This is a genomic window from Sulfoacidibacillus ferrooxidans, assembly GCF_022606465.1.
GTDB classification, from domain to species: Bacteria; Bacillota; Bacilli; order Alicyclobacillales; family SLC66; genus Sulfoacidibacillus; species Sulfoacidibacillus ferrooxidans.
Genome location: NZ_JALBUF010000002.1, coordinates 78186 through 104423 on the forward strand (window position 1 = coordinate 78186; position 26238 = coordinate 104423).

At 44.5% G+C, this 26238-nt stretch carries 25 protein-coding genes; 22 read left to right on the forward strand and 3 right to left on the reverse strand.

Features of this window, described 5'->3' with window-relative positions; genetic code table 11:
• Positions 1-11: 11 nt before the first annotated feature.
• Complete coding sequence (gene argS / locus MM817_RS05030; RefSeq protein WP_241712356.1) at positions 12-1769, reverse strand: arginine--tRNA ligase; 1758 nt, start codon at positions 1767-1769, stop codon at positions 12-14.
• A gap of 273 nt (positions 1770-2042) precedes the next feature.
• Between argS and MM817_RS05035 the strand changes: the two genes are divergently transcribed.
• The 14 genes from MM817_RS05035 to MM817_RS16895 all read left to right on the forward strand — a co-directional run bounded on the left by MM817_RS05035 (position 2043) and on the right by MM817_RS16895 (position 15375).
• Positions 2043-3725 (forward strand): tetratricopeptide repeat protein, encoded by a 1683-nt coding sequence (locus MM817_RS05035; RefSeq protein WP_241712357.1) that lies wholly within the window; start codon positions 2043-2045, stop codon positions 3723-3725.
• A gap of 39 nt (positions 3726-3764) precedes the next feature.
• The gene (selB, locus tag MM817_RS05040) at positions 3765-5675 is read left to right on the forward strand and encodes a selenocysteine-specific translation elongation factor (protein WP_241712358.1); all 1911 of its coding nucleotides are present in this window, start codon (positions 3765-3767) and stop codon (positions 5673-5675) included.
• A 37-nt stretch (positions 5676-5712) separates the two neighbouring features.
• Positions 5713-7047 (forward strand): 3-phosphoshikimate 1-carboxyvinyltransferase, encoded by a 1335-nt coding sequence (gene aroA, locus MM817_RS05045; protein ID WP_241712359.1) that lies wholly within the window; start codon positions 5713-5715, stop codon positions 7045-7047.
• Between the two features lie 249 nt (positions 7048-7296).
• On the forward strand, positions 7297-8232 hold the full coding sequence (locus MM817_RS05050; RefSeq protein ID WP_241712360.1) for an ROK family protein: 936 nt from the start codon (positions 7297-7299) through the stop codon (positions 8230-8232).
• A gap of 14 nt (positions 8233-8246) precedes the next feature.
• A complete protein-coding gene (gene rapZ / locus MM817_RS05055) occupies positions 8247-9128 on the forward strand; it encodes an RNase adapter RapZ (protein WP_241712361.1) in 882 nt (293 codons plus the stop codon).
• Positions 9125-10285, forward strand: a complete 1161-nt coding sequence (locus tag MM817_RS05060) for a gluconeogenesis factor YvcK family protein (protein ID WP_272879737.1) — start codon at positions 9125-9127, stop codon at positions 10283-10285. Before rapZ ends, MM817_RS05060 begins: the two co-directional genes overlap by 4 nt.
• 24 nt (positions 10286-10309) lie before the next feature.
• On the forward strand, positions 10310-11260 hold the full coding sequence (whiA, locus tag MM817_RS05065) for a DNA-binding protein WhiA (protein WP_241712362.1): 951 nt from the start codon (positions 10310-10312) through the stop codon (positions 11258-11260).
• Between the two features lie 84 nt (positions 11261-11344).
• Entirely contained in the window at positions 11345-11602 is a 258-nt protein-coding gene (locus MM817_RS05070; protein WP_241712363.1) for an HPr family phosphocarrier protein, read from the forward strand.
• Positions 11603-11688: 86 nt separating this feature from the next.
• Positions 11689-12180, forward strand: coding sequence for a hypothetical protein (locus MM817_RS05075; protein ID WP_241712364.1), 492 nt, complete (start codon positions 11689-11691; stop codon positions 12178-12180).
• Between the two features lie 108 nt (positions 12181-12288).
• A complete protein-coding gene (locus MM817_RS05080; RefSeq protein ID WP_241712365.1) occupies positions 12289-12711 on the forward strand; it encodes a DNA-3-methyladenine glycosylase I in 423 nt (140 codons plus the stop codon).
• A gap of 56 nt (positions 12712-12767) precedes the next feature.
• Entirely contained in the window at positions 12768-13862 is a 1095-nt protein-coding gene (locus MM817_RS05085; RefSeq protein ID WP_241712366.1) for a M24 family metallopeptidase, read from the forward strand.
• A 30-nt stretch (positions 13863-13892) separates the two neighbouring features.
• Positions 13893-14417, forward strand: coding sequence for a transcription repressor NadR (locus MM817_RS05090; RefSeq protein WP_241712367.1), 525 nt, complete (start codon positions 13893-13895; stop codon positions 14415-14417).
• A 53-nt stretch (positions 14418-14470) separates the two neighbouring features.
• Complete coding sequence (locus MM817_RS05095) at positions 14471-14731, forward strand: spore germination protein (protein WP_241712368.1); 261 nt, start codon at positions 14471-14473, stop codon at positions 14729-14731.
• A gap of 2 nt (positions 14732-14733) precedes the next feature.
• The gene (locus MM817_RS16895; RefSeq protein ID WP_272879738.1) at positions 14734-15375 is read left to right on the forward strand and encodes an Hsp20/alpha crystallin family protein; all 642 of its coding nucleotides are present in this window, start codon (positions 14734-14736) and stop codon (positions 15373-15375) included.
• A gap of 117 nt (positions 15376-15492) precedes the next feature.
• Here MM817_RS16895 and MM817_RS05105 read toward each other — a convergent pair whose 3' ends face one another.
• The gene (locus MM817_RS05105; RefSeq protein ID WP_241712369.1) at positions 15493-15732 is read right to left on the reverse strand and encodes a hypothetical protein; all 240 of its coding nucleotides are present in this window, start codon (positions 15730-15732) and stop codon (positions 15493-15495) included.
• Between the two features lie 183 nt (positions 15733-15915).
• On the opposite strand from MM817_RS05105, the gene MM817_RS05110 reads away from it, so the two are divergent.
• From MM817_RS05110 to MM817_RS05120, 3 genes are read left to right on the forward strand one after another with little or no spacing between them, the layout of a single operon-like run.
• Positions 15916-16170, forward strand: a complete 255-nt coding sequence (locus MM817_RS05110; RefSeq protein WP_241712370.1) for a hypothetical protein — start codon at positions 15916-15918, stop codon at positions 16168-16170.
• 24 nt (positions 16171-16194) lie between these two features.
• Positions 16195-16449 carry a hypothetical protein gene (locus tag MM817_RS05115; protein ID WP_241712371.1) on the forward strand — a complete coding sequence of 85 codons (255 nt, stop codon included), beginning with the start codon at positions 16195-16197 and terminating at the stop codon, positions 16447-16449.
• 54 nt (positions 16450-16503) lie between these two features.
• Entirely contained in the window at positions 16504-19935 is a 3432-nt protein-coding gene (locus tag MM817_RS05120) for a pyruvate carboxylase (RefSeq protein ID WP_241712372.1), read from the forward strand.
• A gap of 77 nt (positions 19936-20012) precedes the next feature.
• Here the strand turns inward: MM817_RS05120 and MM817_RS05125 are convergent, their stop codons facing one another.
• Entirely contained in the window at positions 20013-21599 is a 1587-nt protein-coding gene (locus MM817_RS05125; RefSeq protein WP_241712373.1) for an APC family permease, read from the reverse strand.
• Between the two features lie 421 nt (positions 21600-22020).
• On the opposite strand from MM817_RS05125, the gene MM817_RS05130 reads away from it, so the two are divergent.
• Genes MM817_RS05130 through cobS form a run of 5 tightly spaced genes read left to right on the forward strand, consistent with a single transcriptional unit; the run spans position 22021 to position 26233 of the window.
• A complete protein-coding gene (locus tag MM817_RS05130) occupies positions 22021-23052 on the forward strand; it encodes an ABC transporter substrate-binding protein (RefSeq protein ID WP_241712374.1) in 1032 nt (343 codons plus the stop codon).
• The gene (locus MM817_RS05135; RefSeq protein WP_241712375.1) at positions 23045-24061 is read left to right on the forward strand and encodes a FecCD family ABC transporter permease; all 1017 of its coding nucleotides are present in this window, start codon (positions 23045-23047) and stop codon (positions 24059-24061) included. The genes MM817_RS05130 and MM817_RS05135 overlap by 8 nt, the downstream gene beginning before the upstream one ends.
• Before the next feature lie 37 nt (positions 24062-24098).
• Positions 24099-24851, forward strand: coding sequence for an ABC transporter ATP-binding protein (locus MM817_RS05140; protein WP_272879740.1), 753 nt, complete (start codon positions 24099-24101; stop codon positions 24849-24851).
• A 31-nt stretch (positions 24852-24882) separates the two neighbouring features.
• Complete coding sequence (locus MM817_RS05145) at positions 24883-25464, forward strand: bifunctional adenosylcobinamide kinase/adenosylcobinamide-phosphate guanylyltransferase (RefSeq protein ID WP_241712377.1); 582 nt, start codon at positions 24883-24885, stop codon at positions 25462-25464.
• Between the two features lie 4 nt (positions 25465-25468).
• Positions 25469-26233 carry an adenosylcobinamide-GDP ribazoletransferase gene (gene cobS / locus MM817_RS05150; RefSeq protein ID WP_241712378.1) on the forward strand — a complete coding sequence of 255 codons (765 nt, stop codon included), beginning with the start codon at positions 25469-25471 and terminating at the stop codon, positions 26231-26233.
• Positions 26234-26238: the final 5 nt, after the last annotated feature.

Genomic DNA, 26238 nt, shown 5'->3' on the forward strand with positions numbered 1-26238 from the left:
CGTTCGATAGATCAGATCTGTTCAGGATGCAAAATACCGAGAAGATCTAATGCGTGACGGATGGTTAGGCGTGTAGCATCTGTCAGTGCTAAACGCCAGCTTTTCACATCAGATGAAGCTGTAAGAATAGGGCAGTCGTGATAAAATCGGTTAAACGCTTGAGATATATCGAGTATTTGTTTGGCTATTAACGAAGGATCAGATTCTGCAAGTGCACGCTGGCGCATTTCAGGGAATTGACTGATCTGCTTAGCGAGTTGCCAGGTTGCATCATTTGCGTATTGCTCTATACTTTCATCTTTCTTCGAATGTTCTTCAATAGCAAGGACTGAATGGATTGCCACCGAGACAGCTGGTGAGTCGGTCTCCGGCAGTAATCCGGCCTTACGCAACACAGAACATGCGCGTGCATGTGTGTATTGTACATATGGACCAGTTTCTCCATCAAAAGCGACAGCTTGATCTAAAGAAAACTCGATATCGTGCAATCTGTGTGTTTTTAGATCATTGAAGATAACGGCACCAACGCCTATGGCTTTTGCAACTTCTGCTGCATTTTGGAGAGTAGGATTTTTTTCGGAAATAATCGCTTCTGCTCTTGCAATGGCTTCATCTAATACATCCTGTAGCCGCACGACTTGGCCTTTACGCGTTGACATTTTTTTGCCGTCTATCTTCATTAAACCAAACGCTACATGCTCGCAGTTTTGTGCAAACGCATAGCCCATGAGTTCGAGTACGTGGAAGAGTTGTTTAAAGTGTAGACGCTGCTCTCCACCAACTACGTATAGCAGACGACTTGCGCCTAAGTTCTTATGCCGATATAATGCTGCAGCTAAATCTCTAGTGGCATAAAGCGTCGCACCATCAGACTTACGAATGAGGCATGGAGGTAAATTGAAGGTGTCGAGAGATACTACTTCTGCTCCATCGCTTACGACGAGCAAATGGCGCTCTTCCAGTTCTGTCACTACAGCATCCATCTTGTCATTGTAGAAACTTTCACCCAGGATATGTGTGAAATGAGTTCCTAACAAACTATATGTTTTATTAAATTCTTCAAGGCTTACATCTACGATCCATTGCCAAAGCTCATGGGCTTTAGGATCTCCATCTTCTAGCTGTTTAAATGCAGCTCGCGCCTCATCTTCTAACTCTGGATGATCTTTTGCTTCTTCATGAAAACGAACGTACAATTGGTTCAGTTCGGAAATTGGATGTTGTTTGATCGCATCTAGATCACCATAACGATGATAAGCTACAATCATTTTGCCAAACTGTGTACCCCAATCGCCTAGGTGATTGATGCGAAAGACTGTATACTCGGAGGACTCAGCTAAATTAGCCAATGCAGTTCCAATAATTGTGGAGCGCAAATGACCCATAGAAAAAGGCTTGGCAATGTTTGGGGAAGATAAGTCGATCGCTACGACCTGACCAGCACCCTCTGTACTAGTAAAAAAGGAACGATCTGCAGCAAGTGCATCAAGCCACATGGCCATTGCCTTTGTGCGATCAAGGTGTAGATTGACGTAGGGTCCAATTGCTTGTGCACGTTCAATAATAGGTGCTTGTTCAAACAGTTGAGCCAGTTCTGTAGCGATGATCTGTGGACTTTTCTTTTGCTCTTTCGCTAAGCGAAAACATGGCAATGCAAGATCTCCAAGTGATGGATCAGGGGGAGTTTCTAGCCAATCCACTAAGGAGCCTAGGTCGATCGTTGCGTGTTTAGCTAATTCCTTTGTTATCCATTCGTTTATGCCGTACACAGGATATTCCGTCCCTTCATTGTGCTGCTGCAAAAATCATGTCTACATTTGCCTTGTAGAGGCTTTGGTCTGTTGCTTATTGCACCATGTATGTATATGCAACGTCACTTTTTCATCATATATCTCTTCATTATAATCAAAATGGTGGATAACAGCAATTTTAGGCACAATATGATGAAATAGACGGCATGACATTGAAAACGTCACTGTGATATACTTTGATTAATCAACATGTAACTTTACTCCCAGAAGGAAAGGTAAGGAGGCTACCTCATGGAAGAACGGGGAAAAAAATCAAAAATTGTTCCGTTTGAACCAGACGCTGCCTTTTTTTTCGAGCGGGGAGTTCGATATTTAAATCGACATGATTTATCCCGCGCACTAAAGTCGTTTGAGCGCGCTGTTCAGTGTGAGCCAAGTAATGCGGTCAATCACTGCAATTTGGCTGGTGTATTGTCGGAACTTGGAGATTTTGAGAAGTCGAATGAAATTTTGCATAGTGTGCTGACTGATCTCGCACCTGAGATGGCTGAATGCTATTTTTATATGGCCAATAACTATGCAAACCTTGGAGAATATGAGCTAGCTGAAGAACATGTCGTCAAATATTTAGAAGTAGATCCAACCGGAGAATTTGCTCCTGATGCAGATGAGATGCTTGATGTGCTCATCCACGAATTTGGTGGTGGAGACATTTTGCGTGAAAGTAGGCGCAAGCAGCATGAGTCAACGAAGGAGCACGATCTTGCGCGGACATTATTAGAAGAAGGTAAGTTTCATGAAGCAATTGGTTTACTCGCAAAAGAGATTGAGCTACAGCCTGAGGCAGTTGCAGCGCGCAATAATTTAGCATTAGCAAAATATTATTTGGGACATGTTGATGCTGCGATTGAACTCACTCGTGAAGTGCTTGAATTAGAACCGATGAACGTGCATGCTTTGTGTAATCTTGCGGTGTTTATTAGGCAGCGTGGCGAGCATGAAGAATATCGTCAACTCATCTCGCTTTTGACAAAATTAATGCCATTGCAGTTTGATCAAGGCTATAAATTAGCTACCACACTTGGGATTCTTGGTGAACACCAAGCTGCCTATCGCATCTTTCTTCAACTTGTGCAGTTTGGAGACCGCCATGATCCCACGCTGTATTTTGCATTGGCAGCAGCTAGTGCTAATCAGCATCGATTAAAACAAGCGAAGCAGTGGCTATTAGAAGTTCAGGCGCTAGATCCGGATAGCGGTATCGCTGATTATTACTTGCAGGAAATGGATCGCGGTATTGAAAAAGGGGATCGCGTCCTCCTTAGTTATAGTTATCAATTGCCATTTCATTTGCGTTCAAACATGAACGCTCAAGTGCATTCTGGTGCATTTGCTAAGGTGGGGGCGTGGGCAAAGGATCCCTCTGTGCGTTCATCTTTATATTTTGCTTTGTTCCGCGGACCGCGCGCTACTAAGCGCGAAGCGCTACAGGCATTAGCTGTGCTGCATGATACAGAGACGATTCATATTTTGCGTGATTTTGTCAAAGATCCTACGCAGGGCGAAGATATGATTTGGAATGGACTTTTTGTTTTGCAAATGATGCATGTGATAGGATCTATTGATGTATACATGGGTGGGCAGATGACCACTATTCAACTGCCGACAAAAGCGGAGCACATGTTATCCTGGAATCCAACATTAGAAGCTGTTTTTCGCGATGTGCAATCGGCGTTTACTGTGAGAGACTCGGATCTGATCGATGTCGCATACGACATATGGGTTCGCTATTTGATGAATGTGTATAGTGATCTTCCTAAGATTGTGAAGCGAAGCGTTTGGTCAGCTGCTTTAGAATACGTAGTTAGGCGCACTGCGGGGAGAACAGAACCACAGGCTATCGTGGCGAGTCGCTATGAGGTTTCTGTTAAAGCATTGGCTAAAGCTGCACAAGCGATTACTGTAACCTTATAATTGGTGGATGAAGCGATAAGTTAAGTAGAGGATCGGTGTATGCGTGTGGATTTCGTTATTGTGGGTACGGCTGGACACATTGATCATGGTAAAACTGCGTTAGTTAAAGCACTTACTGGGATGGATACAGATCGTACGCGTGAGGAAAAAGAGCGGGGCATTTCCATTGAACTTGGATTTGCCCCGCTCTTATTGCCAAATGGACAGCTTGTTGGGATGGTCGATGTCCCCGGACACGAACGTTTTATACGCAATATGTTAGCAGGTGCTGGAGGTATGGATCTCATCTTGCTCGTGGTGGATGCACGTGAGGGGATGATGCCACAGACTCGTGAGCACGTTGATATACTGCAAATGTTAGAGTTGCATGTAGGGATTGTTGTGATTACAAAGGTAGACCTGGTCGATGATGAATGGTTAGAACTCATGCACGAAGAGATTCGCTCGCAACTTGTGGGGACGTTCTTTGAACATTCGCCGATGGTTGACGTGTCATCTCTAACTTTGTATGGCATAGATACATTGCGCACGATGATTGCAGATGCGATCACTCATGTAGAGACAAAATCAATTACTGGTAACCTGCGCATGCCGATCGATCGCGTTTTTACTGTATCAGGGTTTGGTCAGGTTGTGACTGGTACTATCTGGCGCGGACAGATTCACGTCGGGGATACGTTGGAACTGATGCCTGCGAATGAACAAGTGCGCGTTCGCTCCATTCAAGTTCACGGAGAACAAGTACAGCAGGCCATGGCTGGGCAGCGCGCAGCAGTTGCGTTTACTAGTGTCCGAAATGAATTAAAACGCGGGATGATGCTTGCTACTTTGCATACACTTTCTACTAGTCGATTAATTGATGTGAGAGTCCAAGTTTTGCGTAATAGTCCATTCTCCATAAAACACCGTATGCGTATACGCTTTTATCATGGAACTTCAGAAGTGATTGGCCGTATCTTATTACTACGTGAACAAGAGATACAGGCGGGAGAGGAAGGGTTGGCACAACTCATGCTCGAACAACCTGTTGTAGTGGAAACGCGAGATCACTTTATCATTCGTAGCTTCTCTCCTATGTATACTCTAGGAGGCGGGAGTGTGGTCGACGCACATCCATCCCGCTTGCATAGACGTCATAGTGATGCTGTGTTTGAACAGTTGTCACGGCGTGAAGGAGGAAGTATTAACGAACGGGTACTAGATGCAATGAGCGAAACGCCTGGCGTGTTATTAGCTAATTTAGCAAGTGCCGTATCAGCAACCATAGAAGAGATCGTGGCTGTACGAGATGAACTTGTGCTAGCAGGAGATGTGGTGCACTATAGTGGTGATCTTTACTTTCCAACGTTGCTCATTGCTAGATGGTCACGAGAGTTTATGGTTGCGGTAGATCTTTATTATGAAAAAAATACATATGACTTATGGATGCCAAAGTCAGTTGCGTATCAATTATTAAAAGGAATGGGTGTACCTGCGAAAATGGTTGAGGTACTCCTTGCCGCGTGGACTGATCAAGGTTTACTTGAACAAGATGCGGAACGCGTCCAAAAGCGTGGTCGACATATCGTATTGACTGCAGAAGAACAGCAACTACAATCAGCAATTGTGGAAGAACTTGTGAATCACCCCTTTTCGCCACCTACTGTTCAAGAATTAGAAAAGATGTATAAGGGCAAAGAAAAAATGGTTCGTCAGGTCTTACATGCACTTGTGCAGGCGGATGTTATTATCTTTGTTAGTCAGGATCTTTTTCTCGGAAGAAGTGTATTGCAAGATGCTGAGGGAGTCGTGCAACGTTTTTTTGAAGAAAAGGGCCCTTTTACAGTGGCTGATGTACGGGATCAGTTAGGTGCTAGTCGGAAGTACACAGTGGCTGTCCTTGAATACTTCGATCGTCAAAAAAAGACTCGCCGCAATGGAGATGTCCGCGTTTTTCTGGGCCGTTCATGAGGATGAACGTTGCAAGAAAGTACAAGGGAGAGTTAAGATGAGTAGCGGATTTGAAACGACAGTCTATGAAGTTCCTATGTGTTTAGCACCCATTGTAGCGAGTGTACGTGTTCCTGGATCTAAGTCTATTACAAACAGAGCGTTACCCATGGCTGCTTTGGCTAATGGAACGACTCGTCTTCGAGGCGCTCTCTTTTCGGATGATAGCCGTTATTTTATTCAGTCTTTGCGACGATTAGGATATCAAGTGGACACAGATGAAGAAGCTAAAGAGGTTGTGGTTTATGGTGCAGGGATCAATCCGTTACACCACACCCATGGATTGGACTTATTTATAGGTAATTCTGGAACAAGTGCACGTTTTTTATCGGCATTTGTCAGTCTTGGAGAAGGTCGCTATCGGATCGATGGAGTACAGCGGATGAGAGAGCGTCCAATTGCGGCACTACTCACCGCGTTGCGTGGTCTACATGTGCGCATTGATGATGAATTAGGTACAGGATGCCCACCTATTTTAATTGAGGCAAATGGGATAACGGGTGGAACCGTAGAGATGAGCGGAAAGGATAGCAGTCAATTTGTGTCTGGTCTGTTATTGGCGGCACCTTATGCCAAGACGGCGGTATCCATTGTCGTTCAAGGTGAACTTGTATCTGCACCTTACGTGGAGATGACACTTGCTATGATGCGGCAATTTGGCGTAGAGGTCAATCAAGTGGGGCATGTTTTTCACGTGTCACCTGGCAACTATATAGCACAGGATTATGCAATTGAACCAGATGCTTCGGGGGCATCTTATTTTCTTGCTGCTGCAGCAATTTCCGGTGGGACCGTGAAGATAGTAGGACTCTCAAAGCAATCGTTGCAAGGGGATACTCATTTTGTACAAGTATTAGCTAATATGGGGTGTCGTATAGACTATGGGCAGGATTGGATAGAGTTATCAGGACCAAAAGAAGGTCTAACTGGCATTGATGTGGATTTGTTTGACATGTCTGATATGGTTCCAACACTAGCTGCCATTGCACCGTTTGCTCATGGGAAGGTGCGTATTCGCAATGTCGCAAATATCCGAATGAAAGAAACGGATCGCATTCGTGCGTGTGTAACAGAACTTCATCGGTTGGGTGTTACGGTAGTGGAATTTGATGATGGATTAGAGATCGAACCTTGTGAACGGTTGCGTGAAGGTGTTACCATTCATACGTATGACGATCATCGCATGGCCATGGCGTTTGCTATTACAGGGTTACGAGTACCTGGTACGCGCATTGAGAATCCAGGATGTACAGCTAAAACGTATCCGGAATTCTTTTCGCAACTAGAGTCTGTGATCAATCAAAGCAAGAAGATTTCTACATCTGTGAAGTAACCGTAGATACGCAGTGGGCATTATATCATAAAATCTCATTGTGGTCATGAGAACTTCATGTGTGTGTAATCACGATGCAATCTTTATGGACTATGATCTTCTTGTAGCACATTTGACCCCCTTTTGATGATTGTATCTGCGTGACGAAGGCAATGGCCTCTCGTTGCGTCTTTTTTTTGTGTGGCGTGCTACAATAATGATACCAACATGTCATTCAAAGACATGGGAGTGATCAAGGGGGAAACGGGCTTGCGCGTTGCAGTTGGCATTGATTTAGGTGGGACTTTTATTAAAGGGGCCATCGTAGACGAACAAGGACATCTTCTAGTAAAAGATGAGGTAGCAACACAGTCTGTACGAGGCTCAGAGTGGATCTTACAACGAATTATACAGTTGACTAAGGATTTGATTGTAAAAAGTGGAGTGGATGCTTCTTTTGTTACGGGGCTAGGCATTGGCATTCCAGGTTTTATAGACTCAGATCTCGGCGTTGCCATAGAAGTGATTAATATTGGATGGCATGATGTAGCCGTTGTTGAACCACTGCAAACGGCTTTACATATGCCTGTATATATGGAGAATGATGCAAATCTCGCTGCTCTTGGTGAGTCATTTGCAGGAGCTGGTAGAGGGTTCCGCAGTGCCCTTTGTATTACACTTGGCACTGGTGTTGGTGGCGGTATTGTGATTGACGGGCATGTTTTGCAAGGGGCAAGCCATATGGCCGGTGAAATTGGGCATCTCGTGTTAGATCCTCAGGGGGCACCCTGTAATTGTGGACATTACGGGTGTCTGGAAACAGTTTCTTCTGCTACGGGTGTGGTTCGCTTAGTTCACGAAGGCATTGCTCGTGGAGAAGTGACGGCACTAGAATATCAACAATTTACAGCGGCGGATGTGTTTGCAGCAGCCAATCATGGGGATGAACTTGCACAGCAAGTGATCCTGGTGGCTGCGGAGACACTGGGTCGTGGTCTCGCTATGGCAGCCAATTTGTTGAATCCAGATGTGATTGTCATAGGTGGAGGAATGGCAAGAGCTGGAGAGATTTTGTTTGCTCCTGTGCGAAAATCATTTCAATCTTACGCTTTGCAGCGGGTTTCACAAGCGGTTCGTATTGTACCTGCTTTACTTGGTAATGATGCAGGAGTAGTAGGAGCAGGCAAATTGGCCTTGTATTCTTAAAAGGAGTGGCACAGATGGCTCAAGGCGTGCGAATGTTAATTATTACTGGTATGTCAGGTGCCGGGAAAACAGTGGCCGTGCAATGCCTGGAAGATTTAGGCTTTTTCTGTGTGGATAACTTGCCGCCTGTGCTTATTTTTAAGTTTAGCGAATTGGTACGACAATCAGACGGTACGATTAAGCGTGTGGCATTAGTGTGCGACCCACGTGGTGGGGAGTTTTTCGAAACGCTCTTTGAAGCATTAGAAGAGTTAGATGAACAATCTAGTGTTGAATATCAGATTCTATATTTAGAAGCAGATGATGAAACATTAGTGCGACGATATAAGGCATCAAGGCGTAGACATCCTATGGCACCAGAGCATGGACGTATTGTGGAAGGCATAGCTAGAGAGCGCGACATGCTACAAGAAGTTCGTGCGCGAGCGAATATTGTCGTAAATACGAGCCGTTTAAAGCCTGCTGAATTAAAAGAAATCCTTGCTAAGCGATATGGTGCTTCAGGGCGTGGTGATGAGCTGACGGTTAATCTACTCTCGTTTGGGTTTAAGTATGGACTTCCAATAGATGCGGATTTGGTGTTTGATGTTCGATTTTTACCGAATCCCTATTATGTGGAGAAATTGCGCCCACATACAGGCCAAGATCCAGATGTGTATGAGTATGTAATGCAATGGCCTGCAACACAAGAATTTATGAAAAAGCTATTGGAAATGATTGATTTTCTTTTACCCCAATACTCCAAAGAAGGGAAGTCACAGATTGTTGTGGGTATCGGCTGTACTGGTGGACGGCACCGCTCTGTTGCTATTGCAGAGAGGCTACGAGAGCATTTACAAAAGTCGCATACGGTCATGGTATCTCATCGCGATCTTGGCAAGGAAAGTGAGCGATGAAAGAACATGTGCGAAAGTTTGCTTGGCTCTTGCTCGCACTTGGTGTCGGTATTCTCCTTGGCAATTATACAGAACAGTCACATGGCCTAAAATGGTTGATCATTGGGGTCTTTTGTGTAGTGTTTGGGGTATTAGCCTTAACTGGCATGCAATTGCGAGATAGAACACGTGAAAAATTGGTTCAGCGGCAGATGGCTCGTCGTCCACATGTGGTCGTCATTGGGGGCGGGACTGGCCAACCTGTGTTGTTGCGTGGGTTAAAAGCAAAAGATGCTGAGATTACGGCAATTGTTACTGTGGCCGATGATGGAGGAAGTTCTGGGCGTTTACGTTCGGATCTGTATATGCCTCCGCCTGGTGATATTCGCAATTGTCTTATTGCGCTAGCGGACACGGAGCCTCTTCTTGCGGAGTTATTACAATATAGGTTTGATTCGGGTGCTGAATTATCTGGACACAGCTTCGGTAATTTATTTTTAGCTGCTATGACTAATATTACTGGTGATTTTGAGACGGCTGTGAAAGAGACAAGTCGCGTTCTGGCTGTTCGTGGTCGCGTATTGCCTGCAGCAAGACGTGCCATTACGCTGGCAGCTACTTTTGAGGATGGTTCACGTGTTGTTGGGGAATCGCAAATACCGCTCGCCCGAAAGCGTATCAAGAAAGTAGAACTCATGCCTAGCAATGTAGATCCGTTGCCTGAGGCCATTGTTGCGATAGCAGAAGCTGATGCCATTGTTATTGGACCAGGAAGCCTCTATACAAGTATTTTACCGAATTTACTTGTGCCAGGCATTGCAGACGCGATTCGCAAATCACAGGCTAAAGTGATGTATGTATGTAATGTCATGACTCAACCTGGAGAAACAGACAATTTTACTGCTTCACAGCATGTACAAGCGATCTATGATCATGTAGGGTCATCATTTTTTGATATTATTATTGTGAATTCAGCGCCTGTTCCGCAGTCTGTTATCGATCAATACGAGTCAAAAGGGTCGTATCCTGTTCATGCGGATGTGGAAAAACTGCATGCGCTTGGTGTGACCGTTATTGCGCGCAATTTTTTGCATTATGCAATGTACGCTAGACACGATGCGGATATGATTGCGATGCAGGTGTTATCCTTGATTGGTCGGGAACACAAGATAAAGTAAGAGATGAAACTGAGGTGAGTGAGGGTGTCGTTTGCTGCGCAAACCAAGAAGGAACTCACTTCCATAAGTGATAAACCATGTTGTGAACGAGCTGAGTTGACGGCGCTTGTCCAACATTGTGGAAGAATCAACACAGATATTGAACCTGTCGCTTTAGAATTAGCGACTGAACATGCAGCCATTGCGCGGCGCATGTATCGATTGTTAAAGGCGGAAACTGGGTATAATTTAGAAGTTCTTGTACAGCGAAAAATGCGGCTTAAAAAGAATAACGTCTATATTATTCGATTGCGCAACAATGTGTTTACCATCTTAGAACAGCTATATATTGCGCGAGATAGTACAGACATTTCATCCTGTATACCACATGATATTTTAAAAAGTACTTGTTGTAAAAAGGCCTATTTGCGCGGAGCATTTTTAGCGAGTGGATCGCTCAATGACCCAGACAGCCATTCCTATCACTTGGAGATTTATTGCAAATCAGTGGTGAATGCTGATGAACTCTTACGTGTTTTTACTAGTTTTCACCTCCATGCAAAAAAGACGCAAAGAAAGAAAGGTTTTATCGTCTATTTGAAAGAGGGCGATAAAATTGTTGAATTTCTTGGCTTGGTTGGAGCTCATCAGGCATTATTGCACTTTGAAGAAGTGCGTATTGTCAAAGAGATGCGCAACCAGGTCAATCGTTTAGTCAATTGTGAAACGGCTAACTTAAATAAGACGATTTTGGCTGCTGTTAGGCAGTTGGATAATATTCGTTTGATTGAAAAAGTACTTGGATTCGAGCAACTTCCAATTAAATTGCGTGTGGTTGCGGAGAAAAGACTACAATACCCAGATATTACGTTACAGGAGTTATGTGAGGTACTACCTGATAAAGTAAGTAAGTCAGGATTAAATCATCGTTTGCGCAAATTAGATAGCATTGCACAAAAAATACGAGCAGATCGTGGAATCTTCGAGGAATCGTAGCGTGGTTAGAAGTCGTCTGGTATAATGTGATAATAACGAATGAAATGAAGTTGCATGGAACTTGAGGTATAGGGGGTTACGATCATGGCAGAGAGAACCGTGACCGTGAATTTGCGAACGGGCTTGCAAGCGCGCCCAGCTGCCTTGTTTGTTCAGGAAGCAAACAAGTTTAGTTGCGAAGTCATGTTAGAAAAAGACGGGAAGTCAGTGAATGCGAAGAGTATTATGGGCGTGATGTCACTTGTGATTCCGCGCGGTGCAGGGATTACATTAAAAGCTCATGGCAATGATGATGAACAGGCAGTAGAACGCTTAGCTGCCATGGTATCTGCACAAGAGTAGCAGGTTGATAAGGTGCTAATTATGTTGCCTGTCTCATAGAGTATAGCGATGTCGCCTAATAACTCGTGAGATTGGAGGCAGGACATATGCGTTTACAATCTTCGAAAATTCATATTCAGAGACGACGTTCCAGACGGCCACAAGCGTATGTTATGCTTTTGGTCGGTGCGATGGTCGTCTTTTTACTTTGGGCAGTTCTTTCGGCTGATCCCTTTCAAACGACCAATCCTTTTTTGCGCCAAACGACGATTGGCCAATCCGTTCTAGGCGATTGGCGATATGGAGGAGACAGTGCTGCAGGCATTAAATTTTATGATGCGTATCAAGCGGTTGTTCTTCCACCTGGGACACCTACATTTGCAGCAGATGGACAGTTTGTAAAGATCGACGGTACCACGCCGTCCACGATTACTTTTGAACCTGCGTATGAGTCAGAGACAATTGGACCGGCTGTGTTTTTGTGGTTGGCTCTATTTATTGCGGCAGGTATTGTAGCATTTCGCCAAGGACGAAGTCGGATCGGGAAGCAACAGAAAAAATTTCGCAGACCCAGTACGAAGATTCATTTTCGGAAATAGACGCTATGATTCGAATATATCCAACATACTTTCTTTATCTTCCCCCCATTATGGTGTCATCTTCTACAAAGTTGTACGCTTCCATTACATGAATGGGGGCGAAGGAGATTGCAGACTGCAACAACATGGCGTGGGTCTGATGAAGTTTTTTTTGAGTTACTTACTAAGCTGATCTTTTGTGCGGGTTTTAGCAAAACGGTAGTGAATCACCGATGGTCAGCTTTTCGTCAAGCATTTTGTGCTTTTCAGATTGGTGAAGTCATGACTTTTGATGAAGTGGTTATAGAGTCTTTGCTTAGTCGGGAGTCAGGAATTATTCGCAATGCCCGTAAAGTACAGGCGACGGTAGTGAATGCGCGGATTTGTTCGGAGTTGGTTTTGCAATACGGATCACTTCAGCAGTTCGTAGACGCAGTATGTTCTTTAGAAGCTGCAGCGGGTCAAACTATGTTGCGTAAAACTTTTGCCTTAGTTGGGGAAAGTACAGCGCGATCGATATGGCGTGAATTGCAAGGAGATCTCCTCTTGTAAGATGGCATTCTCCCTTGGTATGATCAGTAGGAAGTGATCACAAAGGGGATTATATGATGACTAAGTGGGAACGGTTGGCACATGAACTGAGGTTAAAAGAATATACTCACCTGATTGTAGGGCCGGGTGCTAGCTTTGCCTACTTAACAGGAATGACAGCGCATGTGAGCGAACGTCTTACACTTTTTGGGATGAATGCGGACGGACATGCTGCGCTTCTTTTACCAAAACTCGAAGCAAGTGGTGTACCCCGTTCTCTGCAGATCCATGTGTATACCTATTCAGATGAGTTAGGGCCAGTTGAAGCGTTGAAGGCATTTGCAAGCGACCTTGGTGTGCATCAAGATAGTCGTGTGGGTATTGAGTCAGGTCACATGAGAATCTTTGAAGAGCATGCGTTGCGGCAAGTTGGCATTACGCATCTTGTATCTGCAGATGAAGTGCCCATGGCGCTAAGATTAATTAAAGATTCTCACGAAGTAGCTTTATTGCAAAGCGCAGCACAGATAGTCGATGCAGCATTGACATCTACACTCCCTTTGTTGAAAGTGGGAATGACGGAACTTGAAGTTGCAGCTGAGTTGGAATATCAAATGCGAAAGTTAGGATCTGAAGGAACGCCATTTGGGACTATTGTAGGTTCTGGACCGCGTGGCGCCTTGCCACATGGTGGCCCTACAACCAAGCAAATTGAACAAGGTGAACTAGTCGTGTTAGATTATGGCGCTCTCATTGCTGGTTATGCTGCAGATACAACGAGAACGATTGCTTTTGGAGAGCCAAGTATCGAAGCGCGTAAAGTATATGATGTGGTACTACTAGCACAGGAAACAGCTGTTGATGGAGTCGTTGCAGGAATAACAGCTGAGGATGTAGATGAGTTGGCGCGCACAGTTATTACTGAAGCGGGTTATGGGGACTACTTCACTCACCGTACAGGACACGGATTGGGCCTAGATGTACATGAATATCCGAGTATTATGAAAGGCAATCCATTAGTCCTGACGCCCGGGATGGTTTTCACGATTGAACCTGGTATTTACCTTCCTGAACGGTTTGGTGTGCGTATTGAAGATGATATCGTGATCACAGAAGACAGCGCGCAGGTACTCACTCAGTTTACAAAAGATCTGCTTATCGTAGGCGATTAATATGTGTAGCTGGTAGAGGGAGACTTGTAGATGGATCGGCGTGATGAATTAATTCGCATAATGCAAGAAAGTGAAAACCCCATGACAGGAACTGATCTTGCGCAGCGTTTTGGTGTCACTCGACAAGTGATTGTGCAGGATATTGCAGTCTTACGGGCGAAAGGTTTTGCGATTGTGGCAACTCCACAGGGCTACTTCCAACCAAAAACCCATCCACATCATCGCTCAGGACGAGTCTTTCGATCGATTACCATTAGCCACACACCGGAGCAGACGGAGAAGGAATTATTGACGTTTGTGGATGCTGGCGTGGAGGTACTCGATGTGTCGGTCGATCATCCGATTTACGGAGAGTTTGTGGCGAGTCTGATGTTTAGTTCTAGACGAGATGTTTTGCACTTTACAAAATCCGTAAAGGAGCATAAGGCGCCATTGTTGCTTAGTCTTTCAGGTGGGATGCATCGGCATACGCTAGCTGCGAAAGAGGAGCAGATGATCGATGAAGCGATACAAGAACTGAAAAATTGCGGCATGATCATTTTGGACGATCGCTGAGTGCCCATAAGCTTGCTCCCTGCATACTATGGGGGCATAGTGAGGTGGGTTGCATGCGGATTCGTATGACTTTTAACATTGGGTACATTCGTTTTTCTAATATTGAAAGTGCTTCTGCGGTAAACTTTGGGCAAAGCGTTCAAGCGGATTGGGATGCATACTCTAAATCAAATACTGGATTTGGCAAGGTAACAGGGAGTCACAATACCTTTCCTGGAACGCGTGGGCATGTAGAGGATCCTGATGTAATTGATTCGATTATGGCGGAAAAATATAGTGCATATCGTCCCCGAGTACAAGGAGAGGGGATGTAAGGATGGCGCAGGGATTTGATGGTGGCCAATCGTGGCAGTCGATGACAGAGCAATTTCGCCGTGTATTTGGCGATGAATTTGTTCAAAATCTGATGAAATCAATCAATATGAACGATATGATGAGTGCCGCACCCTTTTTCTCGCAATCAGGACAGGGTGGAGATCGATCCGGAACCATGCCTGGAGGCCCAACTGGGTCTCCAGGACAGATGGGCATGCCTGGTATGCCAGGCGGTGGATTTCCATTTGGCGCAATGGGTGGTGGAGCACCTGGGCAGAGTCCTAGTGGCCCAGCACCTTCTTCTGGATCACCGCGAATTGATATGATACAGACTCGTCACGAATTAATTGTGATTGCAGAATTACCAGGAGTGCAGACAGGGGATGTGAAAATATCTGTGTTGCCAGACCGCTTGCGGCTTTCTGGCCAGATTAAGCGACCCTATACACCTGCGGTCGATGATCAACTGATTTTATCAGAATTAGGACGAGGAGATTTTTCTCGCGATATACCGCTTCCTATTCGCGTGAAAACGGAGCGTATTCGCGCAAATTACAAGCAGGGATACCTTGAAGTTCGCATGTTCAAAGAAGATACGCAAGAAGCTTGGAAAGGTCACGAGATACCTATTCGTTTTGAGTGAGTTTTGCGTGTATTTCATATTACATTGAATATTGCTATGTAAAAAAAACTGCCATTTAAAAAACGGCAGTTGTTTGAATGAATGTCTTCTTCAGTTTTGGATGCTACTCGTATACCTCTATTTTGAGTAGCTTAAGTAGTGGTCGCGTGGTAATCGAATGGTGTCGATTGCATCACCATCATGTACACGTGCATCGATAACGGCTTTGTTGTGATCACCCGTTGTATCCCCGAATCCATCATTCTCTTTTTTAGTTGATGACCATTTTGCTTGAAGGTTAGAGCCTACAAATACCCCGGAAGTTTGAGCAATCGATCCTAATTTGATCTGTCCAATATTCATCTTTATATCAGCCATAGTGTTTCCTCTTTTCTCAAGTTGTTCATCCATGTTTTGTGCCTATGCGGTATACATATGCACATGTTTTGCAAAGTGATTCCATTCATGATGTTGTACGTGTCTTATGATATTCCCATCAGCATTCTGTTGCGAACAGATTGCTTCTATGGAGCGTATAGTAACGTGATTGGAGGATGGGCTATGGCTGTGTGGGTGAATTTAGGATCGATTAAAGTTGGTGGGATGACAAATGACAGTGGTATTTTTATCGGGGAAAACATGCAAAATGGATGGGATAGTCATTCTAAAGGAAACTCAGGTATTGGTGAAATATCCGGAGATCACAACTGGTTAACTGTATATATGGCGCTTTTGAATGATCCGGATATCATTGATAGTCCAATTTTTGATAATGATATTAAATCTCCATCGCTTGCGCATATTCAAGGTTTTTAATTTGAAAGAGGGAGGCTACTGGCGATGGCGGTTTGGGTAAACTGTGGAGTAATCAAAACATCTGCACAAGCAAATGATAGTGGCATCTTTTTTGGGCAAAATATTCAAAATGGATGGGACTCGCATGCTGTAACAAAAACAGCTGCTTATTTTAATATGGGTGATTTTTCAGTGGCCAATGTTGCATTTACCGTGTATCTTGACCCTGATTTTATTGATTCACCCATTTTTGATCAAGATATTAAATCTCCCTTTGGATCAATGGTTCAAGGTATCTGAGTATTATGATATAGTATGAGTGAGTAATAGTTTGTATTTTTAGGGGGACGTGGCGTGGCGTTTAGAAAAGTACTGGTTGCCAATCGCGGCGAGATTGCGATTCGCATTTGCCGCGCTTGTACAGAACTTGGCATTCGGACAGTTGCGATTTATGCAAAAGAAGACAGTCTATCGCTCCATCGATATAAGGCTGATGAAGCGTATCTTATCGGTGAAGGTAAGGGGCCCATTGAGGCTTATCTGGACATTCAGGAGATCATTGAGACTGCGAAGCGTCATGGATGTGATGCTGTACATCCGGGATATGGTTTTTTATCCGAAAACGCGGAATTTGCACAAAGGTGTAAAGATCATGGCATTCAATTCATCGGTCCTTCACCTGAACATTTAGATCTATTTGGCAATAAAGTATTTGCTAGGCAGGCTGCTGTGGCTGCAGGAGTGCCTATCGTTCCCGGACTTGATCATGCGATCTCTATCGACGAAGCAAAGGCATTTGCAGTCAAAGTGGGATATCCACTCATGCTAAAGGCGATTAGTGGCGGCGGTGGACGTGGCATGCGCGTGGTGCAAAGTGATGAAGAATTGGCAGACGCTTTTCAGCGTGAGAGTTCAGAGGCGCAAACTTCATTTGGTGCAGCACAAGTATATGTAGAAAAACTGGTGCGCGATCCAAAACACATTGAGGTACAGATTCTAGGAGATCAGCACGGGAACTTGGTGCACTTATACGAACGGGATTGCTCGATCCAAAGGCGTCATCAAAAGGTCGTTGAAGTAGCTCCATCGGGATTACCCGATGCATTGCGATTAGAGATATGTGAGACGGCATTGAAGTTGATGAAAGAGGTAGGGTATACCAATGCCGGTACCGTAGAATTTTTACTCGGTGCGGATGGTGATTATTACTTCATTGAAGTCAATCCACGCATTCAAGTTGAACACACGGTCACGGAACTCATTACTGGTATTGATCTAGTACAAGCGCAGATTATCGTGGCACAAGGCTATCCACTATCGGATGAGAGAATTGGGATCCATTCAGAAGCGGATATCGCAGTTCTCGGTTATGCGATTCAATGTCGCCTCACAACGGAGGATCCGAAAAATAACTTTACCCCAGATACAGGGCGAATTGTGGCGTATCGTCCTGCGACCGGGTTTGGTATACGGCTTGATGGCGGAAATGGATACAGCGGAGCGCGCATTACACCGTACTATGATTCTCTATTAGAAAAAGTTTCCGTCTGGTCACTTACATTTTCCGGCGCTGTAGCAAAGATGAGCAGAGCTTTAGCTGAATATAGAATTCGTGGAGTTAAGACGAATATTCCTTTTTTAGAAAATGTGATTCACCACGCACAGTTTCAAAGTGGTGAGTATACAGTCAATATGATTGAAAACCATCCTGAGCTGTTTGTTTTTTCAAAGCGCCAAAATCGTGCCAATAGACTACTGCACTATATAGCTGAAGTGACAGTCAATGGTGGAGAAGGTGTTAAACCAGGAGTTAAAAAGCCACATGTAGAGATACCAAAACAAAAGAACTATGGTACGAGTGATCCTATACCGGAAGGTACACGCGATATTATGCGCGAGCGTGGAGTAGATGGGTTACTGCAGTGGATGAAGGACGATGGACGTGTCTGGCTAACTGATACAACATTGCGTGATGCACATCAGTCGCTATTGGCTACGCGGATGCGCACATACGATTTACTGAATATCTCAGATGTAATTGCACACGAGTTTCCGCAATTATTTTCGCTTGAAATGTGGGGCGGTGCCACATTTGACACCTCCATGCGCTTTTTGAAAGAAGATCCCTGGGAACGACTTGCACAGATGCGCGAACGGATCCCTAATATTTTATTCCAAATGTTATTGCGCGGAGCGAATGCTGTTGGATATCGCAATTATCCGGATAATGTCGTGACTCGTTTTATTGATGAAGCTGCTGTTACTGGTATTGATGTGTTTCGGATTTTTGATTCATTGAATTGGTTGCCCAATATGCAATTGTCGATTGAACGTGTTCGTATGAACGGGAAAATTGCGGAGGCGGCGATTTGTTACACGGGCGATATTTTGGATGCAAGTCGAACCAAGTTCACCTTGTCATACTATGTGGATCTCGCCAAAAAACTAGAAAGTTCTGGAGCGCAAATTCTTGCGATTAAAGATATGGCAGGGCTACTTAAACCGTATGCTGCCTATCAACTGGTGAAAGTACTCAAAGAACATGTAGGGCTACCTATTCATCTACATACGCACGATACTGCATCGACAGGTGTTGCTACCATTATCAAGGCAGTTGAGGCTGGTCTTGATATTGCAGATGTGGCCATAGGATCTATGTCAGGGTTGACCTCTCAGCCCAATTCAACGGCAGTAACGGCAGCACTTGCTAATTCACCTCGCGACACGCAAGTGGATCTCTCCAAACTTGCGGATGTAAGTAATTACTTTGCTTCCGTGCGTGAGTACTATGCACCATTTGAAAGTGATGCTAGAGCTGGAGTGCTCGATGTATATGAGCATGAAATGCCCGGTGGACAATATACAAACCTGCAAAAACAGGCGGAGTCGTTGGGGCTTGGCGATCGCTTTGATGAGGTGAAACGAACGTATCGAGAGGTAAATGATATGCTCGGTGATATTGTTAAGGTAACTCCATCGTCTAAGATGGTTGGTGACTTTGCTTTATTTATGGTACAAAATCACTTAACATCAGAAGAATTGCGCAAACGTGCGTATGATTTTGATTATCCAGCATCCGTAGTTGACTATTTTATGGGCTATATGGGACAACCTCCTGGAGGCTTTCCCGAGTGGTTACAAAAGGCTGTGTTAAAAGACCGCACACCGTTCACTGTGCGTCCTGGTACACTACTTGAAGCAGTGGATTTTGACGCTTTGACAAACGAACTCAATAGTAAAATTAAGCGCATCATTACCACTCGCGATGTGAGTTCCTATGCTCTCTATCCACAAGTGTTCTTGGATTTTATGAAAGCACATGAACAGTATGGCGATGTATCAAAGCTTGACTCTGGCACCTTCTTTTATGGATTGCGTCCCGGTGAACAAGTAGAAGTGGAGATAGCGCCAGGTAAAACACTTATCATCAAGTTAATTTCTGTGTCTTCTGTACGTGCAGATGGGCATCGCATCGTATTTTTTGAGTTAAATGGGCAACCTCGTGAAATTGAAGTGCTCGATAAGCAGGAAGCGCAAACTGTGGTGGGTCAGCGCAAAGCCAATCCATCAGATGAACGCGAGGTCGGGGCTTCTATGTCAGGCACGGTTGTGAGTATTATGGTCGAAGTGGGGGATCAAGTGACTGCAGGTCAATTTCTTGTGGTGACTGAGGCGATGAAGATGGAAATGCAAGTGCAAGCACCACACAGTGGGAAAATTAAAGAAATTGCTGTAAAGATAGGTGATCCTGTTCAGACCGGAGATCTTTTACTGCGCTTAGAGTAACGAATTTTTTTAAAAAGGATATAAAAACCGAGATGGATAAGAGAGTCATCTCTTATCCATCTCGGTTTTTAGTGTGTTTAGATGTTTACGGAAAAATCAACGTCTTCTTCCGTTTCTTCAAGTTGAAGGTCCGGTTTTTGCAATGCGCTGGCGATGCCCCAATAGTATGCTGCAAAGGAAATGATGATCACCACGATCTGATCCCAAGGGTTAGAAAGAGCGCCTGTACCTCCAAAAGCTTTAGAGCCAAAATAAGAGAGACCAAACATGACAATGAAGTAAATTATTAGCCACCATGTCGACTTTAGTTGAGTACCAAGTGATATTTTATCGGTCGGCATCAATTTATTTAACAGCAAGTAAATAACAAAAACAATGAGCTGTGATCCGATGAGCCATGAATCAATACTCCATCTCGTCCAGTAGATAATGAGTGATGCGATGACAAAGGCGAGTGGTGCAATAACAGACATGCCACCTAGTCGAAATGGACGAATTAGATCTGGAGCTGTCTTACGAAATGCTGCAGCTGATACTGGTCCTATGATATAGGTCATGACTGTTGCCGATGAGACCACACCTACTAATGTACCCCATGTCGGGAATGGCAAGGTCCAAAAGAGCGAAAGTAGAAATGAGAGCCATAGGGCAGGGCGAGGAACACCTGCTTTAGGACTAACACGAGTCATGACTTTGAAAAAGGTACCTGTTCGAGCCCAAGCAAACAATACACGCGCTGTAGAAGAAAGATAGATATTGGCTGTTCCGCTTGGCGAAATGACCGCATCCGCGAATAAAATCGTACCTAGCCAACCCATGCCAAGCGCAATAGCTAAGTCAGCAAATGGGGCATTGTAGTTTAGGTTGACCCAACCCTTTGCTAATGCATCGGCAGGAACTGCACCAACAAACACGACTTGCAATAAAATATACAAAATTGCGCCAATTGAAATGGCTAAAATAATGGCAATTGGAACCGTGCGTTGAGGGTCTTTTGCTTCTCCTGCAAAATCAACTGCCTGGCGAAAACCAAGGAAGGCAAAAACAATACCTGCTGTAGATACTGCAGATTCAATACCCGTAAAGCCACCTGGTGCAAAGCCGTGAGAAGTAAAATTGCTAATATGGAAGTTTGTAAACAATACGATAATCGTTAAAGCCGGTACAACGAACTTAAGGGCTGTAATAAATGAGTTGATCTTCCCAAAAACATTGACACTCCAGTAGTTTACGAGAAAAAAGAATAATAGCAACAATGCTTGGATAAACCAACCGAGTGTTGTCGGGTTACCACTTGGTGTGCCGAGTGCCGTCCACCAATGTTGCGCGTATTGACGCATCGCTTCAGCTTCGATGCCAGCCACACTGGAGTATGAAATCAATGCCGCAAATCCCATCAGATAGCCGACGAGCGGTCCGTGTGAATAATCAGGATAGCGAATAATCCCTCCTGCTCTTGGCAGTGCACCACCGAGTTCAGCGTAGACAAGTCCAATCAGCATAACTGCAACTGCACCGATCAACCATGCAATCCAAGCGGACGGACCTGCATCTTGTGCACCTTGTTGTGCAGCAAATAGCCATCCAGATCCGATAATGGCTCCAAGTCCAAGGAATGTTAAATCTAATAAGGATAATTGCCGTTTTAGTTTGCCTTGTTGCATTCGTTTACCCCCTAAGTACCCCATGTGATCCATCTTCTAAAGTCTAACAATCACTAAAGATAAAATAAAATATTCCGATTCTTAGCGTTCCACGTACCTGTTTACTACGTATTCCCCCTTTCACTACTATTTAGAAAATAGGCACCATAATCATTGAAACTTTCGGATTGTTAGGTACCTTTAAAATATATGTGTCATGATAACATAGAATTCTTTGCAAGTGTTAATGAAATCTCGCAAAATTTGTCGAGGAATGATGGTTTCCTCGACAATCATCAAGAAAATAGCTATAATTTAATAAAGTGCATGTCTGTAACGGGCTTTTTAAGCACGTGGCTACTCGACCGTCTGCGCATGAGCAGATGGTTTTTTATGGTGCAGTACTATAAACATAGACGATCATCATCATGGAGGTTTTTTTGTGAAAAATAGGATGCGCATCGCTTCACTAAGTGTGACTACGTTACTTTTAGGAACAACACTACTTACTGGATGTGGAACTAGCAGTGCTAGTAGTACTTCAAGTACAGCGACATTAGCACCACAAAGTTCAAGTACCGGATCTAATTCATCCATAGCTATCCCTAAACATCTATCGTTTCCTATGACTGTTCACGATGATACGGGACGAACAGTTGTGATACCAGCGAAACCTACGCATATTGTCTCACTTACATTAGGTACAGATGAGATTTTGCGCGCTCTTGTTCCCGCAAAAGAAATTAGCGGTGTTGACTATTTTGCAACGCAACCTATGTACTCTCACATTGTTTCCTATGTGGAGCGCCATCACTTGCGAGTTTTAGGGAGTGCACTTGGTGAACCGAGTGCAGAAACGCTAGTGGCAATACATCCAGATCTGATATTGGCTGCTGATTATGATAGTCCAAAATTGATCAGTCAACTTCAACATGTCGGGATACCGACATATGAATTTACTACATTTAACTCCATCCATAGTATTGAATCGCATATTTTAACTATTGGAAAGCTTGTTGGGGAGGAACCTAAAGCCATATCGGTCGTTTCTCAAATGGAAAATACACTAGAAAAATTGCAAAGTTCACAACCAAAGAAAAAGCTTTCCGTCCTCTACTACACAAACTATCAAGGAACGATTAGCATTGCTGGATCAAACACGACTGCCAATAGTGTGATTCGCGCAGCAGGTGGCGTCAATGTTGCCGCAAATGTGAGCGGATGGCCTGTCGTCTCAGCAGAAAAAATACTTGCATATAATCCTGATGTCATCTTGATACCCAATGACTCTGGGTCGGCTCAGTTGCAATTAAAAGCGTTTTTGGATAACCCGATATTTCAAGGGATGAAGGCAGTGCGGGAACACCATGTGTACACCGTTTCAGATGGCAATTTATCTGCAGTTAGTCAGTATGTCGTACTTGGTGTCGAGGATGTGCAACAGGTGCTATTACGAGCCACTCATGGTGCATAACCAACTGGTATCAGACCATGTGAAGCGTGTGCCCTGGCTACTGATCTTTGGCTTGTTCGCACTACTCGCCGCTCTCATTGGCGTTATGCAGGGTCCTGTGCATGTTAGCGCACAGGACGTGCTTCGTGCATTACTCCATCCGCATTCAGATCGCACAAATACGATTATTGTAACTGCCATTAGAGAGCCGAGAGTATTGTGTGCGGGCTTAGTCGGAGCTGCTCTATCCGTTTCAGGAGTTATTGTACAGGCGGTCTTTAAAAACCCGATGGCTGACCCCGGAATTATCGGAGTATCAGCGGGTGGTGCCATGGGTGCGGTGATTGCACTCGCCTTATCACTCGCTGTTTTACAGCCTTTGTGGCTTCCTGCAGCAGCTTTTCTTGGGGCGGGAGTGGCTGTCGTAATTGTTTATACATTGGCTACGAAAAGTGGAAGAACATCGCTAATTGGCGTTTTACTTGCGGGAATGGTTGTCAGTTCAATGCTTGACGCAGGAGTGTCACTCATTCTTTCTTTTTCAAATAACGATCAGATGAGAAGTATCGTTTTTTGGTTGATGGGCAGTTTTAATGGCGATGGGTGGACACAAGTAAGAATTGTGATAGTACCAGTTGTTTTTGGGATTGCAGTTGCATTTACATTGACTCGTGAACTTGATTTGTTACAGCTTGGGGAAGAAAATGCCCACTCCAGTGGTGTGCGGGTAGAGTTTACTAAACGCCTGATGTTAGCCCTTGTTGCACTGATGACAGGAGCATCTGTTGCGGTTAGTGGAACTATCGCATTTGTAGGCCTCATTGTTCCGCATATGGTTCGCTCTCTAGTGGGCCCTAGTCATCGGCTTGTGTTACCTGGATCTGCACTGCTTGGTGCGGGATTGCTCATCGTGGCAGATACGGTAGGGAGATCGCTGATTTCTAATTTTGAAATTAATGTTGGAATTATCACTTCATTTTTAGGCGGTCCATTTTTTCTCTATCTACTCATGCGTACTAAATTGTTGTAGAGTGAGTGATAGAGGTCAGACATGGTAGGGTGAACTGATGCACGTATTGTCTTGTGAAGATTTGAGTCTTATACCGCGGATTCATCACATATCATGTCATCTTTCCCAAGGAGAAATGGTAGCACTGATTGGTCCAAACGGCGCTGGTAAAAGTACACTTCTAAAATTAATTGCGGGAGTGATACAGCCTACATCTGGTGCTATTTCTATAGCGGGAGAGAATGGCAGAAAACTCACTGCAAAAAAGCGGGCGCAAATTCTTGGTTACTTGCCACAACAGACAGTCATTGATGTTGGATATTCTGTAGCTGATGTTGTAGCGATGGGGTTTTACGCGCGTTTACGCCACGGATTTGCAGATGAACTTGATGCCATTTTAGAGAAGACTGGGTTAGGTTCTCTGCGCGATCGTGATATACGTTCACTTTCTGGCGGTGAGAGGCAACGTGTGTTATTAGGCAAGGTGCTAGCGCAAGATGCTCCGCTTCTTTTACTGGATGAACCTGTGACTGGGTTAGATGTACGCTATCAAGTAGAATTACTTGAACTAAGTAAGGCATTGGTGGCTGAAGGTAAGACGATCTTAGTCACACTGCATGATTTGGAGCAAGTAGTACGTTATGCCACTCGCGTGATGGTTATTCATGAGGGGTTACTTGTGGCGCAAGGCGATCCTTTACAAGTACTCACAGATCAGTTGATGGAAAAGGTATTTGGCGTACGCGTGAGTAGCTTTCCTGATCCTGTGACAGGTCATCCACGACTTTCTATGGTGAGTATGTCAGTGTGATCACATGTGTGAGTATGAGGGGAGTGATGACATGCACTTGGTGTTAGGTGGTGCGCGTAGTGGTAAGACAGCGTATGCAGAGCAAGTAGCATTGACGAAGGCTCATTTTTTGCAAGTACCTGTTACCTATGTGGCTACCGGTGTAGCAATGGATGATGAAATGGCCATGCGGATTGAACGACATCGCACTCTTCGCGATAAAGAATTTCAGTTAGTTGAATGTCCGCGAAATCTCGATAAAGAGGTGGCAGCGCTTGATCCCAAACGTTCTGGTGTCTTATTAATTGATTGCCTCTCTACATATCTTGGCACAGCAAGCTTTGACGGCTTAGAATCAGTTCCAGAAGAACAACTGTTTTCAATAATGATGAAACTGCTTGAATCGTTACAAGAGTACCCATGGCCTGTTATTATAGTGTCTAATGAAGTAGGGATGGGAATTGTTCCGTTATATGAAAGTGCCCGCGTGTATCGCGATGTGCTTGGTCGAGCCAATGCGAGTTTTGCAAACAGAGCAACGGATGTCACATGGATGATGGCCGGAATGGCAGTTGCGCTAAAGCGCGACGGAACGTTATCGCCATTTTGTGAATTATGGCCAGAGCGTAGGTGAGGGAATGTTAGATGCATTTTACCGGCAAGCCAAAGCGTTTGTGCTGGCAGTGCAATTTTTAACCCGGTTTCCTGCACCGCGAATTGCTGATGTGGATGAAGAAGATGTCAACCGCAGCTATGCGTATTATCCATTAGTCGGAGTAATGCTCGGGGCAACGTATGCTTTGTTTGCGCTCATTATACATATTTTGTACGCTTCGTCTTTGCTGATGGCCGTTTTGTTGGTTGCTGTGCAGCTGTATTTTACTGGCGGATTGCATATGGATGGCCTGATGGATACGGCAGATGGCATGCTAAGTTATCGTTCGAGAGAAGAAGTCTTGACGATTATGAAAGATAGTAGAGTAGGGGCTATGGGGGTTATTGTTTTTGCTGTTTCGTTTTTACTTCGGATCGCAGTCTACGATTCTTTACCTCTCTATAAGCTGGTAGCTTTGCTCTTTGTGACACCTGTGGCATCTCGTTCTGTACTGCTTGTATTGTTTCGGTTTACGCGTCCTGCTAGAACACGTGGATTAGGGCAACATGCGATCGGTAAAACGAGACTAGCTACGCTTGTATGGGCAAATAGCATCGCTATCTTACTTGTAGCTTTGTTGCTTAAAGAGATCGGTATTATGGCTATGATTGTGGGTATTTTAGTGGTCATTCGATTGATTCGCTCGTGTAATCGTCGGTTGGGTGGGATGACTGGTGATACATTTGGCGCTGCCGTTGAAATTCTCGAAGGCGTAGTGGCACTCGTTTTTGCTATGCGTACGTTTTGAGGGGA